At 42.0% G+C, this 14,940-nt stretch carries 25 protein-coding genes and 1 pseudogene; 25 read left to right on the forward strand and 1 reads right to left on the reverse strand.

Features of this window, described 5'->3' with window-relative positions; genetic code table 11:
- Positions 1-9 precede the first annotated feature (9 nt).
- From AC0J5I_RS10980 to AC0J5I_RS11000, 5 genes are all read left to right on the forward strand, one after another.
- On the forward strand, positions 10-912 hold the full coding sequence (locus tag AC0J5I_RS10980; protein ID WP_475299827.1) for a replication protein: 903 nt from the start codon (positions 10-12) through the stop codon (positions 910-912).
- A gap of 157 nt (positions 913-1,069) precedes the next feature.
- Positions 1,070-1,345 carry a hypothetical protein gene (locus tag AC0J5I_RS10985; RefSeq protein ID WP_475299828.1) on the forward strand — a complete coding sequence of 92 codons (276 nt, stop codon included), beginning with the start codon at positions 1,070-1,072 and terminating at the stop codon, positions 1,343-1,345.
- Complete coding sequence (locus AC0J5I_RS10990) at positions 1,329-1,463, forward strand: hypothetical protein (RefSeq protein WP_475299829.1); 135 nt, start codon at positions 1,329-1,331, stop codon at positions 1,461-1,463. Before AC0J5I_RS10985 ends, AC0J5I_RS10990 begins: the two co-directional genes overlap by 17 nt.
- The gene (locus AC0J5I_RS10995; RefSeq protein ID WP_475299830.1) at positions 1,460-1,687 is read left to right on the forward strand and encodes a hypothetical protein; all 228 of its coding nucleotides are present in this window, start codon (positions 1,460-1,462) and stop codon (positions 1,685-1,687) included. Before AC0J5I_RS10990 ends, AC0J5I_RS10995 begins: the two co-directional genes overlap by 4 nt.
- Positions 1,677-2,111: a RusA family crossover junction endodeoxyribonuclease gene (locus tag AC0J5I_RS11000; protein WP_475299831.1), complete on the forward strand. Its 435-nt coding sequence runs from the start codon at positions 1,677-1,679 to the stop codon at positions 2,109-2,111. Before AC0J5I_RS10995 ends, AC0J5I_RS11000 begins: the two co-directional genes overlap by 11 nt.
- An 8-nt stretch (positions 2,112-2,119) precedes the next feature.
- On the opposite strand, the gene AC0J5I_RS11005 is transcribed toward AC0J5I_RS11000, so the two are convergent.
- The gene (locus AC0J5I_RS11005; RefSeq protein ID WP_475299832.1) at positions 2,120-2,827 is read right to left on the reverse strand and encodes a DUF4145 domain-containing protein; all 708 of its coding nucleotides are present in this window, start codon (positions 2,825-2,827) and stop codon (positions 2,120-2,122) included.
- A 70-nt stretch (positions 2,828-2,897) separates the two neighbouring features.
- Between AC0J5I_RS11005 and AC0J5I_RS11010 the strand changes: the two genes are divergently transcribed.
- The 20 genes and pseudogenes from AC0J5I_RS11010 (at position 2,898) to gpGT (ending at position 14,933) form a co-directional block, all read left to right on the forward strand.
- On the forward strand, positions 2,898-3,443 hold the full coding sequence (locus AC0J5I_RS11010) for a hypothetical protein (RefSeq protein ID WP_475299833.1): 546 nt from the start codon (positions 2,898-2,900) through the stop codon (positions 3,441-3,443).
- A gap of 9 nt (positions 3,444-3,452) precedes the next feature.
- The gene (locus AC0J5I_RS11015; RefSeq protein ID WP_475299834.1) at positions 3,453-3,776 is read left to right on the forward strand and encodes a hypothetical protein; all 324 of its coding nucleotides are present in this window, start codon (positions 3,453-3,455) and stop codon (positions 3,774-3,776) included.
- Entirely contained in the window at positions 3,773-4,261 is a 489-nt protein-coding gene (locus tag AC0J5I_RS11020; RefSeq protein ID WP_475299835.1) for a single-stranded DNA-binding protein, read from the forward strand. Before AC0J5I_RS11015 ends, AC0J5I_RS11020 begins: the two co-directional genes overlap by 4 nt.
- A gap of 65 nt (positions 4,262-4,326) precedes the next feature.
- Positions 4,327-4,710, forward strand: coding sequence for a hypothetical protein (locus AC0J5I_RS11025; RefSeq protein WP_475299836.1), 384 nt, complete (start codon positions 4,327-4,329; stop codon positions 4,708-4,710).
- Between the two features lie 127 nt (positions 4,711-4,837).
- A complete protein-coding gene (locus AC0J5I_RS11030) occupies positions 4,838-5,083 on the forward strand; it encodes a hypothetical protein (protein WP_475299837.1) in 246 nt (81 codons plus the stop codon).
- Positions 5,084-5,114: 31 nt separating this feature from the next.
- Positions 5,115-5,309: a hypothetical protein gene (locus tag AC0J5I_RS11035; protein WP_475299838.1), complete on the forward strand. Its 195-nt coding sequence runs from the start codon at positions 5,115-5,117 to the stop codon at positions 5,307-5,309.
- A gap of 61 nt (positions 5,310-5,370) precedes the next feature.
- Entirely contained in the window at positions 5,371-5,688 is a 318-nt protein-coding gene (locus AC0J5I_RS11040) for an HNH endonuclease (RefSeq protein ID WP_475299839.1), read from the forward strand.
- Between the two features lie 167 nt (positions 5,689-5,855).
- Positions 5,856-6,398, forward strand: coding sequence for a helix-turn-helix domain-containing protein (locus AC0J5I_RS11045; protein ID WP_245826711.1), 543 nt, complete (start codon positions 5,856-5,858; stop codon positions 6,396-6,398).
- Position 6,399: 1 nt separating this feature from the next.
- Positions 6,400-8,121, forward strand: a complete 1,722-nt coding sequence (locus AC0J5I_RS11050; RefSeq protein WP_475299840.1) for a terminase TerL endonuclease subunit — start codon at positions 6,400-6,402, stop codon at positions 8,119-8,121.
- A gap of 25 nt (positions 8,122-8,146) precedes the next feature.
- Positions 8,147-9,286 (forward strand): phage portal protein, encoded by a 1,140-nt coding sequence (locus AC0J5I_RS11055; RefSeq protein ID WP_475299841.1) that lies wholly within the window; start codon positions 8,147-8,149, stop codon positions 9,284-9,286.
- The gene (locus AC0J5I_RS11060; protein WP_475299842.1) at positions 9,270-9,941 is read left to right on the forward strand and encodes a head maturation protease, ClpP-related; all 672 of its coding nucleotides are present in this window, start codon (positions 9,270-9,272) and stop codon (positions 9,939-9,941) included. Before AC0J5I_RS11055 ends, AC0J5I_RS11060 begins: the two co-directional genes overlap by 17 nt.
- Before the next feature lie 18 nt (positions 9,942-9,959).
- Positions 9,960-11,156, forward strand: coding sequence for a phage major capsid family protein (locus AC0J5I_RS11065; RefSeq protein WP_475299843.1), 1,197 nt, complete (start codon positions 9,960-9,962; stop codon positions 11,154-11,156).
- Between the two features lie 16 nt (positions 11,157-11,172).
- Positions 11,173-11,487 carry a phage gp6-like head-tail connector protein gene (locus AC0J5I_RS11070; RefSeq protein WP_475299844.1) on the forward strand — a complete coding sequence of 105 codons (315 nt, stop codon included), beginning with the start codon at positions 11,173-11,175 and terminating at the stop codon, positions 11,485-11,487.
- Positions 11,484-11,852, forward strand: a complete 369-nt coding sequence (locus tag AC0J5I_RS11075) for a hypothetical protein (RefSeq protein ID WP_475299845.1) — start codon at positions 11,484-11,486, stop codon at positions 11,850-11,852. The genes AC0J5I_RS11070 and AC0J5I_RS11075 overlap by 4 nt, the downstream gene beginning before the upstream one ends.
- Positions 11,852-12,244 carry an HK97-gp10 family putative phage morphogenesis protein gene (locus tag AC0J5I_RS11080; protein ID WP_475299846.1) on the forward strand — a complete coding sequence of 131 codons (393 nt, stop codon included), beginning with the start codon at positions 11,852-11,854 and terminating at the stop codon, positions 12,242-12,244. Before AC0J5I_RS11075 ends, AC0J5I_RS11080 begins: the two co-directional genes overlap by 1 nt.
- A gap of 11 nt (positions 12,245-12,255) precedes the next feature.
- Positions 12,256-12,636, forward strand: coding sequence for a gp17 family tail completion protein (locus AC0J5I_RS11085; protein ID WP_475299847.1), 381 nt, complete (start codon positions 12,256-12,258; stop codon positions 12,634-12,636).
- Positions 12,637-12,652: 16 nt separating this feature from the next.
- Entirely contained in the window at positions 12,653-13,267 is a 615-nt protein-coding gene (locus tag AC0J5I_RS11090; RefSeq protein WP_475299848.1) for a major tail protein, read from the forward strand.
- Between the two features lie 13 nt (positions 13,268-13,280).
- Positions 13,281-14,162 (forward strand): annotated as a pseudogene (locus AC0J5I_RS11095) (hypothetical protein); the annotation flags it as partial.
- Positions 14,163-14,397: 235 nt separating this feature from the next.
- Positions 14,398-14,748, forward strand: coding sequence for a phage tail assembly chaperone G (gene gpG / locus AC0J5I_RS11100; RefSeq protein ID WP_475299849.1), 351 nt, complete (start codon positions 14,398-14,400; stop codon positions 14,746-14,748).
- A gap of 47 nt (positions 14,749-14,795) precedes the next feature.
- Positions 14,796-14,933, forward strand: a complete 138-nt coding sequence (gpGT, locus tag AC0J5I_RS11105) for a phage tail assembly chaperone GT (protein WP_475299850.1) — start codon at positions 14,796-14,798, stop codon at positions 14,931-14,933.
- The last annotated feature ends 7 nt before the right edge of the window (positions 14,934-14,940 follow it).

Genomic DNA, 14,940 nt, shown 5'->3' on the forward strand with positions numbered 1-14,940 from the left:
GAAAGCGGAATGGATATTGGTTATATAAAACTTTACAGAAAGATAACTAATTCATTCGTTTGGACAAATCCGAATATGCTGAAGCTTTGGTTACTCTGTTTAATGAAGGCTAGTCATAAGGAAAGTAAGTTTTTATTTAATGGAAAAGAGGTAGTGGTGTCAAGCGGTCAATTCGTCACCGGAGGCTACGCTATCGCAAAAGAATTCAACGAAGGGGCATCGAGTGACAATCAAGTTGTCGGACGCACGTTATGGAGATGGCTCAAAAAATTTGAAAACGAAGAAATGTTGTCAATCAAATCAACTACGAAATACAGCGTCATAACAATAAACAACTGGCATGAGTACCAGTCGAATGACAATCAAGTGTCAAGCGAGTGTCAAACAACTGTCAAGCGAGTGTCAACATACAAGAATGATAAGAATGAAAAGAATGATAAGAATATAAAAGATAATAGTCGCAAATCCGCAAAGCGGACTTACGACGAGGATTCACTTTATTATCAGCTATCTGTCTTCTTGTTTGAAGAAATGAAAAAAAACAACCCGGAAGTGAAGCAGCCTGACTTTGACAAGTGGGCTGATGAAGTTCGGAAGATGGTCGAGCTGGATGGACGTAAAGAGGAGCAAGTTAAAAATATGATCATATGGTCCCAATCGCATGATTTCTGGAAAGGGAACATCCTGTCTACTGAGAAGCTTCGAAAAAATTATGATCAGATGAAAGTCCAGGAATTGCAAGCCGTTAAGAAAAACGCTTGCCAACAGAACTCCAAAAAAGAAGAGTTGCCGGACTGGGCGAATGCTACTAAATCAGAAACTAAAGAAACACCATTGAGTCCAGAACAGGAGCGAGTACTCAATGAACGGATCTCGAAATTAAAATCAACCGGCAAGGAGGCGGGTGTTTGAAGATAATTTACTATTACGTCGATGAAGTTGGAATGGAGCATTTTTTCTCTGATCCCTTAACGGAAGATGAGTTAATCATAAATGGTTATCGGTTTTTAAGAAGTGAACGAGTAGATGCATTTCCTTGGGACGACAACGTGTGAAAGGAGGAAGCTTCATGAATCAACAATTAGATTTGTTCGATTCTCCTTCAGTTCAAGTCGATGCGACGCACTGGAATATTTATGAGGGCGATAAGCTGATCGGTACATACGAATTGGACAGAGTTGGATTCGACTTCAAGTCCTGCATCGGTCCTATGTGTGGCGGTGGTGGACCACTGGATGAAGGCGAGGACATCGAAAGGTCACTGAATCACGCAATAAAGGTTTTGAAGCATCACTACAGGAAAACTAAAGATTATAGGGGGAACAGTGATGATTGTATTGATTGATATTAACAGGAACATGTCGGTCGGAATTTTCCCATCAACAAAAGAGGCGCTGCAGTATGCAAGAGAAGAAGGAATATCCAAAATCACATGGGAACTCGTGAAGGAGGTCAAGCAATGATTGATAAATTTGGAAATCAATTCGAGTTTGGAGAAAAGGAAACCGGCTTTGTCGAAGAGGCAACGAAAGTTTTTGAGAACTCGCCGCAGCTGCTAATCGTTGGTTATGATCCAGACGGAGAAACCCAAGTGATGGTTGCCAGCAATATGAGAAGAGAAGTTGCGCTACACATCATTAACTCGTTGCATAGTGCGCTAGAAGTGGTGGATGCCAATGGAAATTAATATCACGGTTCCCGGTGAGCCGGTACCACAAGGCAGGCCAAAGTTTACGACAAAACCATTTGTAAGAGCATATGATCCACCGGAAAGCGCGGCTTACAAAAAACTGGTTGCAAGGTATGCCATGCAGCACAAGCCAGCTGTATTACTTGATGGGCCGCTTGAAGTGAAGATATTGATATTCAAGCCCATGCTAAAAAGCTTCAGCAAGAAAAAATCAAAACTTGCTGAAGCAATGTTACTGAGGCCGATAACGAAGCCAGATTCAGATAACTATGCAAAAGGACCGCTTGACGCCTGTAAAGGAATCATCTGGAAGGATGATGGACAGGTGGTTGATCTGATTGCCAGAAAATTTTATTCGGAGAACCCACGTATTGAAATGACTATTCGCACGCTTGAAGGACAACAAATTGAATTGATATAGATTAGTTTTTACTTCTTGTCTCGTTTTTCAATATGTTCGATCGCTTTTGGTGGTAGCTTTGCATACAAATGATGTATTTTTTTAGGTCTTGTAATGCGATCTTCGACAATGAAGTTTAATAATTCCAATAAGGTTATAGCAGTTTGTCTATCATCTTTTAGGTCCATTTCTCCAGGGTGTACCGCGTTATTACCTATTACTCTAAGGGCATCTAAACTTTGCTGTATTTCTATAGGCAATCCTTTTTGTACCAACTGACCTATTCGATCATTGATTGTTCCTTTTGTTTCGCCTAGATGTGGTAATAACATATCAAGCGCTAAACGAGATAATGCTGCGGAAGCCCGTGGAGATAATCCCAAAACTGATGAAGATTCTTTGAAAATTATTTTTACTTCATCCGGCATATCAATTGTTGGTGTAGGAGCAACTGGATCTTCTTTTGGGTAGATTATAGTCTCATCCAAAAAAATAATAACAGGATCTATATCTGGATGTTGATTTTTTTCTGGATAATGGAGGTCGAACTCTTTCATCCATATTTCTAAATGTTCACAACTATCACATACAGACCGCAGTAAAAGAGAAGTATTGAAGGGCTCATAACTTACCCTTGAATAACTGTGAGAGGTTCTACCCTCGCATCCCGGACAATAGTAAGTATTTTTCTTGACATATTTAAATCCATCTTCATCATCGACAAATAAATAACTCATAAAAGGTAACTCCGTTCTTTTTTTAATAATATTATACACTGAATTTTTACAAAATAGGAGGAAAAAACAAATGACTAAAACGGTAGAATTCAGACCAACAATTAAGGCAGTGAAAATGAACAAAGGCGGCAAACAAGAGGTTGTGCTTTACATCGATAACGGATCCCTGGGGGGCAAGTTCGAAAGCCTGTCGCAGCTGATTGGTGAAGCCGTGAACGTGGTTATCCAGCCAAGTGTGATTTCCTACAGAATTCCATACGATCGCGAAACTGGTGAGCCACAACTGAAATATGTAGTGGATCAAAACGGAATGGTAACTGAGGTGAAAGAGGAGCAATTGGCTCTGGATGAATTTGGTCCAAACACATCATACAAGAATTTCTTGATCGAAATGGGGGATGTGGACAATTATATCAAGTCCACAAATGCACTCACGTTGCCACCACATATCGAATTAAATCCACGCGAAATCCTCTTTATGTTGGATGATGGAAATAGTTATGAAGAGATTGCAGAGGAGTTAGAAGTGAAGGAAACGGCCGTAATATCTGAACTTGAAAAAGCACGTTTACACTTTGCGCCTTATGCATCCGCTTGGTTGTCTGGGAAAGAGTAGGTAAATCCAATGACATTATCAAAAGAGCTACTTAATCATATTGCTGAGTTGGAGAAAATCAAAAATTGGGAGAAATTACCCAAGGATGACCCACGAATTACTAAGCTGCAGGAACTATCAAAAGCTTCGGAAACTAGGAAACCCACACCAAAGAACGGTAAGCGAGTTGTTGTTTTTAAGAAAGGAAAATTTGTCCAGGCATTCGGTAGCGCAGCAGAGGCAGCAGAAGCCTTAGGCATGAAAGCTGATGCTGTCCAGGCAATAGCGAGAGGCGAGAGAAGACCACCAAAGGGCTTCAGAATCGAATACATAGAAAGCGAGGTGGTTGGATGAATAGTATCAACATGGTTGGCAACCTAGGACGGGATCCGCAGTTGAACGCAGCCGGAACGATGGTAAGCTTCAGCGTCGCGGTAAAGAGGCCATTCAAAGATAAACAAACCGGGGAATACATATCTGACTGGTTTAATTGCAAAGCATTTAATAAAACGGCTGAACTGATTCATAAGCATTTCTTCAAGGGGTCGCAGATTGCTTTCTCCGGACGTCTTCAGAATAATCATTACGAGAAGGACGGCCAGAAGATCCGACAAGAAGAAATCGTGATTGATAGCATCACCTTTATTTCGCAAAAAAACGACGTTAGCGGAGGTTTCAATAACGAACGGGTAAATAATCAAAGTTCAAATTCAAATCAAAATGGGGGTAACAATCAATTCAATCAGAACGGTTTTGATGATCTCAATAATCATTCGGACCCGTTCGGTGGTATTCAAGGTGATCCATACGATATTGAAGATGACGATCTGCCGTTTTAATTTTCAAATTCGTGTGAAGGCGGTGAGTTGTCACGAAATTCAAATGGCTGAAAGAATATCGAGAATTGGATGAAGAGATTGCCTTCATTAAATGGAATCTGAACAAGAGTGAACTTGAATTGTCCAGATGGGAAGAAGGCGATCTGTCGAAAGTCAGGTTAACCAATGAATCAAAAGGAGCTCGCGTGGAAGAAGTCATTAAGAAGCTTGAAAGTGATTTGATGTTTCGAGAGGAATTAAAGGCATCCTTGATGCTGCTTATAAACACTTTCAAAGGTAACGATAACCAGATTCTCAAAAAGAAGTATGTTGAAGGAAAAAGTCTAGAAGTTATTGCTGAAGAACTAAATTATTCCAGCGGCTACATACGACAGAAACATGCCGAACTTAGAAGACGTTTAGACTTCTTGGACGATTGGGAAGCCGCAAAACAGAAATATGAAATGTAATAACTTTGTTATGACATAAGAGTGATGGTTTCATTGCTTTCCATGCATTATTCTAATAACATAACAAATCGACGAAAGAGCAGCTGCTGATGTGGCTGCTCTTTTTGTTGAGAAAGGAGTCGAGAAAGTGATTACGAGAAAAGATAGGTTCAATGCCTTGTTCGCCCAAATTTTGGCAGAAGGTGCAGATTTAAAGATTGAGATAAATAATCCTGATTTGCCTCAACGCGAAATGATTATCAACCCAAACGCTAATGTCACTGCAAAGGTTGCATATTACAACGAGGCTTATAACGATGATATGTGTTTAAAAAGAAACCCTGAAATAAGGATGGAGTCTCCTAGCTTTTTTTACATCGATGATTTGCGATAGCACGTAGTGAATATTAAAGGAGTGTTTGCTGATGGTTCAAGATTTGCAGAGCGTTCATGATGATGTTCAGTATTTGATTAGAGAATTACAGGAAGCAGCAACTCATTTAGAAAGAGCGTTGTACATGCGGAATAGACTCAAGACGAAGTATCGTTCCGTTGATCAGATGATGGACGCGGTTGTTCAGGATTACAAGACTCACGAGAAGCAAGGAGAAGGGAGGTGATCTAACATCTTCCAAGCTATCGGAAAGGTAGCAACAGCATAGGAGTTGATGGCAATCACGTATGGACTACAGCACTTTAGCCAATCGGAAAGCGTTCTACGCATCCAGAGCTTGGCGAGAGACGAGGGTATGGATCCTCAAGCGTGACAACTATGAGTGCCAAGAATGCAAGAGGCAAGGCAGAGTATTTGTTTCGGACATGAAGCCAGACAAGCAGAAGACATTGGACGTCGACCATATCAAAAGCCTGGGAAAATATCCTGAGCTAGCGTTGGTCCATTCGAACTTAGAAACACTTTGCATCAAGTGCCACAACAAAAAGGAAGGGCGCTTCTTTCAAGGGAAACCAAACAAATGGGCTCATGATGAATATTGGTGAAATTCACGGGAATATTTCTGATCAGTAACACCCCCCCGGTCGAAAAAAATCGGGGTTTTAACAAATATGGAAAAACGGTGCATAGGGTCAACTTCGCGACTGCGCCATCGTTATGGGACCCCCTCCCCCCCCTCGTCTTCAACTACAAAATGAAAGGAGTTGATGTGATGGATACAATCGGAAATAGAATGCGCGCCCTGAGGTTAAACCAGGGAATGACTCAGAGCGAAGCAGCACAGAAGTCTGGCATTTCAGAAAATTATTATTCGCGGATCGAGACGGGAAAAAATTCTCCGTCTTTGGAAAAGCTGACAGCCATAGCGAAAACGTTAGGCGTCTCACTATTCCATCTGCTGAACGATCGTATCGAAGAAATGGAAAACCGTGTCGAAATCGAAGAAGTCCGTCTTTGCAATATTTTCAAGGGTATTCCGGACCATCAATTCCAACTTGTAGAAGGCTTGATCAAACAGGCTGCCAGACTACGTGTCCTGCTCGACGATAATTGGAAAGATATTTTGGAAAATGGCGAATACGAAAAATTTAGCCAATCGGAAACGCAAACGCCGTATGACCGGAAAAGGCCGATAGTTGAAAACTACGACAATCGCGATAAGACCTATCAGAACGTTATTCGGCAATTGACAGAACTGCTGCCAAAAGATGGCGCGCCTAAAAAAAATCAGCGCAGCAAACTATTAGGTCGATGATATGTTGTACTCGAAGTATGTTGATGCCTATTACGAAAAATGGAAATCGGGAAGATATGTATTATGCAACAAAAATCTACAGCTTTTAGAATTTCTTGAAAGAGATATTCTGCCATATGATGATATTTATTATTTCGATGATCAGAAGATAGAGGACTATATCGATTTTTCAGAGACCTGGTATTTCGAACTGGACGATTGGGAAAAGTTTATTGTTCCTTTTATTTTCCTGTTTCGGGTGGAAGATGACGAGGTTGTTTTTGATGAGTTCGTTATCGTTGTTGGACGAGGGGCCGGAAAGAATGGTTTTGTTTCGACGTTGTCTCATTACTTTATAAGTAGTCTGCATGGTGTTGATAATTACGACATAACGCTTGTGGCCAACTCTGAAAAGCAGGCAAAGCGTTCTTTTAGCGATGTTCGCTTAATAATAACAAAACGCGGCAATGAAGCTTTGAATGCTAATCCGCCCACAGAGTACAAAGAAGCCCATCCTAATGAGGAATACGGAGAGTTCGAAGGTTACAAATCGCGGATTACATCGCTGGAAACACAATCGGAAATTATCTTTGTTGCAGCTAACTCTTCAACCCTTGATGGCGGACGCGAGGGCTGTATCATCTACGATGAATTTCATGAAATGGAGGACAGCTCCATCCCAGACGTTCTCGGAGGCGGTATTGGTAAGACACAATGGGGAAGACAGTTTTATATTGGGACAAAAGGTTTCGTGCGTGGCGGTTACTTTGATGAAAAGTACGCCAGGTGCGAGGCTATTTTAAATGGTGAAGAGGATTTCAATGGCATTTTCCCGTTCATCAACGAGCTTGATGATATTGAAGAGATGGATGATCCGACATTGTGGCCGAAGGCGAATCCTTCCCTGCAGGAACCTTTGACGAAACGTGCAAAGCGTTTAATTCGGACTATGAAAAAAGAGTATACCGAATTAAATTATTCTCCTTCTAAGCGTCCTGCATTTGTTACAAAGCGGATGAATGTTATCGAGGGAGACACGGAACACTCCGTTGCTTCGAAGGGGGAGCTGGATGCTACACGTCGACCGTATTTTGAGTTAGATGGATTGACGCCCCTATATTCGCTTGACTATGGGAGTGTGCGTGACTTTGCCAGTTGTGGCGCTTTATTTAAACAAGATTTAGATTATGCATTCTTGCAACATAGCTTTGTTATCAAAAATTTCGTCGATGTGCATTATGGCTATTCCAATAGCGCAAATCAGTCGGGCGGGGAAAAGAAAGCCCCTATCAAGAAATGGGAAGGAGACGGCCTTTTAACGGTCATTGACGAACCTTCACTGAATCCGCAACACATTGTGGATTGGTTTGTGATGGCCCGGGAGATGTACGGTGGAAACAAAATTATCGCCGACAACTACAAACTCGATATATTGAGACCTTTACTAGAAGCTGAAGGTTTCGAAGTCGAATCGATCCGGAGGCCGCAAGCTATACATCCTTTGATAGCGTCCAGAATCGAAGACGCGTTTGCGAATAACAAAATAATTTTCGCGGATGATGACATGATGCGCTGGTATACGAATAACGTTTTTGTAAAAGAAACGAGTGTCGGGAAGATATTCCTGAAAAAAGAAGCGGTGAAGCGAAAGACAGATGGATTTCAAGCTCTTGTTCATGCTATGTACCGCGCGACAGAACTGGATGAGCAATCTGCATTCGTTTTAGATGATATAGATTTTTAAATTTTAAAGGAGGTGAGAAAATAACTTGGGATTTTTGGATGCAATATTTAAAAGGAATTCAGAACTTTCGTTTATGTTTGATACCGAATTTTTCGTTTCCGCATCAACGCGCATTCACATGAAACATTTGGCAGTTGAAACCTGTGCGAATTTTTTGGCCAGGACGATAAGTCAATCGGAGTTCCGGGTGAAAGCAGACGGCGTCTATGTTAAAGATGAGCTGTATTACAAAATGAATGTCCGCCCAAACAAAAATCAAAGTGCTACTGAATTTTGGGAGCAAGTCATTATTAACATGATTTACGACAACGAAGTGCTGATCATTCAGTCAGACGACGAAGATCTACTGATTGCGGATGATTTTACGCATAATGAATATGCGGTATATGAAGATACGTTTACGGATGTCACTATTGGTGATTATACGTTCAAACGCGTCTTTAAGCAGTCTGAAGTCTTGCATATGCGCTACGCAAATAAAAACCTGCAACCGTTGATAGATGGTCTTTATAAAGATTATGCAGATCTATTTTCAAGCGTTCTGGGTGCCCAAAAACGAAAGAATCAAATCAGGTCGACTGTTAGCATTGATAGTTCTGTTGCCAAAGATGCAGAGAAAATGGCGAAGTTACAGGCTTATATAGACAAACTTTATAAATCAATTAGAAAAAACACAGATGTGGCCGTTGTTCCGGAGCAACCTGGATTTGGTTATAAGGAGCATGCCAGCGGCACGGGTAATCAAAGTGTGGATGAAATCAATAAAGTGACGAATGGATTTTTGGATCAGATTGCGATGGCTATCGGGATCCCAGCAGGTCTTTTGCACGGCGACCTGGCAGGCGTGAAGGAGATTACGAAAAGCTATACGGTATTCACGGTGAAGCCGATGCTGAAGAAGATTCGTGATGAATGCAACAGTAAATTCTTCACGATGAAAGAATACCTTTCTGGAAGCTTTCTGGAAGTGAAAATTGCTTCGTATGAGAGTATTTTTGATCTTGCTGTTGCCATCGACAAATTGGTTTCCTCTGGGACGTTCAACCGAAGAGAACTCAGAGGTGAAGCAGGGTTCGACACACCTGAGAGCGAAGAGTTCGATAAATTCTATATCACAAAAAATTACATGGAGGAGGGGAAAGAAGATAGTGAGCAAAAAACTTAATTCCTTAAAAAAGAAAAACCCGATTCAGACAAGGATTTCCATCGAAGCTGAATCAGAAGAAAAAATTCAATTGCTGCTATATGGCGACATCGGTCAATACTACTCCTGGTCTGGGATTAGTTTGGACGGTGTCGTTTCTGCTTTGGCTGGAAAGTCAGCGGACACGATTGAAGTTTTCATCAATTCATACGGCGGAGACATGTTTGAGTCAATAGCAATCAAAAACTATTTAATGCGCCGGCCTGAGAAAGTCATCACGTATGTCGATGGCATTGCCGCAAGCGGCGGATCGTTGATCGCTATGGCAGGTGATGAAATCATCATGCCAAAAGATGCGCAACTAATGATCCACAACCCCTGGACCATTGCTGCAGGAAATGCAGAAGACTTTCGAAAATTGGCGGATGAAATGGACAAGGCGAATACGTCTATCCAAGAAACGTATCTCACTCACTTTACCGACACTCGCGAGAAACTTGGTGAATTGCTGGCAGCCGAATCTTGGTTGACTGCAGAAGAGGCTTTAGCTTATGGATTAGCAACCAGCATTACAGACGCAGCGGAACCCGCACCACCGCCGCCAGATTCAGCGGAACCACCTGCAGAACCGAAAGAGAATAAAGTAAACCGTATCGCTGCATTACTAAACTTATAAAAACGGAGGAAAATTTAAATGACTATTAAATTTAACAAAACAGAATTATTCGCGGAAGCAAAAGCGAAATTATCCGCAGTATTATCCAACCCTGAAAGTACTGAGGAGGAGCAGAGATCCGCTTATCAAAATTACCTGGAAGTGATGCAAAATGAAATCGTGAAAGCTGTATCCAGCCAAGTAAATAACGAAATGTTGGATCGTAGCATTTTGCAACAACGTGGCCAAAACGTTTTAACATCAGAAGAAACTAAATTCTTCGCGGCTGTAGCTAATAGCGGTGGTTTCTCGGACGACACAATTCTGCCGGTTACGACACAAGAACGCGTGTTTGAAGATTTGGTACAAGAACATCCTTTATTAGCGGAAATCGGGTTGGAGAATTTAGGAGCTGTAACGCGTTATATTGACTCAGACCCAACAAAAGCATATGCATGGGGCGACCTTTTTGGAGGAATTGCAGGACAAATTGCTAGTGCATTCTCTGAATCAACTGTTGGGCAATTAAAGCTTACAGCATTCGCCGCAATTCCTACTGACATTGAAGAACTGGGTCCAAAATGGATTGAACTTTATGTTCGTACAGTATTGTCAGAATCTTATTCATTCGGTTTAGAGTTTGGGTTCGTGAATGGTGGTGGCGCTGTTGCCAAACAACCTGTTGGTTTGACAAAGGATGTGGATCCTGAAACAGGTGCGGTAACGACAAAAACCTCAATCGGAACTTTGACATTTGCACCATCACAATATGGCGAAGTAGTAGCAGGAGAATTGTATAACGTTGTTAAAGCGTTATCTGTTGATGCTGAAGGCAAATCGCTAAAAGTTAACAACAAAGTAGTTATGGTAGTAAACCCAATTGATGAAATCGCAGTACAAATGCGTAATACAATCCAAACCACTAACGGACAATGGGTGACGGCTCTGCCTTACAACATCAAAGTTATTCCATCGGAAGAAGTTGCAGTAGGAAAAGCATTATTCTTTATCAAAGGTCGTTACAAAGCAAGATTGGCTGGTGGGGTGAAGGTTAAGAAGTTTGACCAAACATTAGCAATCGAAGATGCAACTTTGTACACACTGAAACAGTTTGCTAACGGAGAACCGAAAGATAACAAGGCCGCATTGCTGTATGACTTGGATATCCAATTTGCTCCGCTGACAACTACGACAACGACAGCCCCAGCGACAACTACGACAACAACAGGTGTCTGATAAGGAGCTGATTTAATTGGCGATTACAGATCAAATTGTATATGACTTCAAAGAGCGGATGCGCATCGGGGATTATGAGGATGATAATCTGAAACGAATCCTCGAAGCATGTGAACAGGATTTGCTTTACAAGTGTGGCGATTATGATATTGAAACTGAATATGTCTTCAGGGAATTGGTTTTCCAGAGAGCGCGTTATGTGTATAACGACTCTCTTGAATTTTTTCAAGCAAATTTTCAAAGTCAGATTAATGCATTGGGAATGGGAAAGGCATTATCCGCCATCCAGGTTGACGAGAACGGCGACGTGATTGAGGTGGTTCCAGAGTGATTTCCAGAACGTACAATCCTCCACGTGTCAATAATGGGGATTTCAGGACGAAAGTAGAGTTTTATGAATTTGTACCAGTTGAAGGTCCGGAAGCTGGCGAAGAGGTCAAAAAAACACTTTTCGTTTCATTCGCAAAAATCGATGAGGTTTGGATGCGTGATCTGGAGTTGGCGAAATACAACGGCACGTTATCCGATCTGACTATCAGCATTAGAGACCCTTTTAAAATATACGTACCAACAAACAAGCATTTGCTTAAAATCTATGCGGCCGGGTACGAAACCACAGTGTATAAAATCAAAGAGGTTCAGCCGGCCTTACAATCACGCGACGTTGTAAAAATAATCGCGGAGGTGAAAAGCTGATGGGGGTAAATATTACCGGATTGAAATCATTGCAGGCAGAACTCGAAAAGAGATTCGGACAAGCGAAGATGCAAGAATTAAGTGACCAGGCATTGCTTGAAGGAGCCGAAGTCATCAAAAAAGAACTTGAGCAAAACTTTGAATCCTTCAGAGATACCGGTGCTTCCATTGATGAAATCACAATATCCGGTCCTAAAGACGGTCCTAATGGCAGGCGCCGAGATATCCACTGGGTTGGTCCGAAAGACCGCTATCGTCTGATCCATATTAATGAGTGGGGGACGATTAAAAATCCTAACCCGGCCGGTAAAGGGAAGGTTGCTGCATCTTTGGATGGCGGTAAAAAAGCCTATCGCTCAGCAGTTAAAAAGGTGCTGGAGAAAGGACTTTGAGAGGTGATTAGATGGATACATTAAATAAAATCTATGAAGCATTATCAGCTGATTCCATCATTTATGCTGCGGTCGAGAATCGTATCAAATATTACGAATACCCTGAGACTGGAACAGTAGATAAAGCGTACATCATCATTGATCCGCTGCAGCCGCCGATGCCTGATGATTATGCCGATAATGATTGGTTAACCGAAGAGCATCTAATACAGATTGATATTTGGTCCAAGTCCCGGGAAGAGAAGGACATACTCGGGGAACGGATTAGGAGTGTAATGAAAAACATAGGGTTTTACCAAAGCGGCGGGGGGATTGATGAATATGACAAGGATGTCAAAATATATCGAGACGCTCGCAGGTATTTAGGGAAATTCTACAGAAACGACATTTGAAAAGGAGTGCAGATAAATGCCAGAAAAGAAATATTTGTCATCTACAGGGGTAGATGAATTTTACTACGGTTTGTTGAACACCGGAGAATCAGAAATTGTAGCAGCCGCTCCTGAACGAGTAAAGTTTTTGCAGGAGATTGAAGTAGCGATGTCATCCGAGATTACAAGAGCATACGGGGATAATACAGTAGCTGAATTAGGTGTATCCCAGGGCGGTGTCACTGTCAGCGGAAATTTCCATACGATTCCGCAATCAGACAAAAATGCATTGCTTGGATTGGAAGTAACTGCAGGAGGTCTAGCTGCTCACGGATCCAGTGATAATCCGCCTTACGTTGCAGTTATTTTTGCCAAAACATATGAAGATGGATCGAAAGAATATGTAGGCTTGCCAAAAGGGAAGTTCCTGAAAACTAGCATCAAAGGGACATCTAAACAAGGCAATACCACTTTCAACCAGGATGCAATCAGCGCGGAATTTATGGATCGTGCCGTGACAGGTTTCACGAAACAAAAATCGGTTGTAGTCGGGGCAGATGATGCAGCGGCAACTGTTAAACGTAATGCCATCTTCCAAGCTATTTTCGGCGTGGCATATCCGACTACGACAACCACCACTACAGGTGTTTAACGTGGTATAGGGTATGAAATATATCCTTTGTCAGCCAGCAATCAAACGATTTGAATGGGAATTGGAAGTCTGTATCACTCGGCTGAAAAAACTCGGAATCACTGACATTGTCCTGCTGTTCGCGCAGTGGGATAGTGACATTCCAAAACATTTTGAGGAAACTCACGGAGTGGAAGTTCACGTTTACAGCGATGCTGATCGCGAAAGAACGTACATCCCCAGTGTCAAACCTTATCTTTGGATGAAATACCTTGAGGAAGACAAAATGCGTGAACAAGGCTCATATTTTTACTTTGATAGTGATGTGTTGTTCAGAGAAATACCGGAACTGAATCCGACTGAAGATACCTGGTATGCATCAGACTGCAGCGGTTATATTGGGTTGGATTACATCGATGGCAAGGGCGAGGACTTGCTGGAGCGTATGTGTGAAGTTATCGGAATAGATCCTACTTTGATCAGGAAGAATCGGTCGGTTGGCGGGGCTCAGTGGATTATCAAAAAACCAACTCATGAATATTGGAAAAAGGTTTACGAGGATTCCGTAAAGCTGTACAAGTTCCTATCAGATGTGGAATCCGAATATATCGGTAGAAATGGCGTGGGATATGTGCCAATCCAGAAATGGACCGCTGAAATGTGGGCGCAGCTTTGGAACGTCAATCATTTCGGGAAAACGGTGAAGGTGGATAAACAATTGGATTTTAGTTGGCCAAACGACCCGATTGCCCGTTATCAGGAAGCAAAAATATTCCACAATGCTGGTGTTGTTGATGGGAACCAAGGTTTATTCTTCAAAGGGCAGTATGTTGAACACTCTCCATTAAGCGAGGACTTGAGTTTCGTTGACAAAAACAAAGCGTCTTATGAGTATGTCAAAGCGATCCAGGAGGTGAATCAAGTGGCAAAGTATAGAGTAATCGAATCATTCGGGGATCTGCAGGATAATGGGAAACCATACAAAGCGGGCGATGGGTATCCGAGGCCGGCAAACAAGAAGGTTTCAAAAGAGCGAATTGAAGAGTTAAGCACAATCAAAAATGCAGCAGGAAGGCCTTTTATCGAAAAGGTTAGCGAAGAAAAGGGCGAGTAGCGTTACTCGTCCATTTTTTACGTACAGGAGGAAAATAATGGCGAATTTAAAAAGAAATATGATCGAACTTGTTCTCGAAGTAAAAGAGGGCGAAATCATCACCAAGAAATATGTGACCCCGGTATTCATTCCGTTAAGCGTGGTGTATGAAGCAATCGATTTGATGGCTGAATTGAACTCCAGAAAATCTGGCCAGGCTGAAAAAGATATGATCGACAAGGTCCTGATCTTCGTTGCTGAAAAAGTCTACAATAATCAATTCACCCGGGATGACCTGTTCAATTATTTACATGGTCCAGGAGCGATCAATGAACTGTTTATGCAAGTCCTTTTTGTTGCGAGAGGGGAACAGACCGAAGAAGCAAAAAAGTATCTGGAGATCCAGTAGACGAAGAAGATTTTACTCCTGAGAAACAGAAGGAAAGTCTGGACAAGATGATCCTGGAACTGATCAAACAAGGGAAGGATATTAATACGATTCTAGACATGCCTTACAGCTTCCTGATCGATGTCCTTCGCGAAGAACATAAACCTGAACGCAAACGGTCGCTTATCGCTGCCTTTGGTGGTTAGTTGGCAG

Source organism: Trichococcus sp. TS_SC_9, from assembly GCF_056156325.1.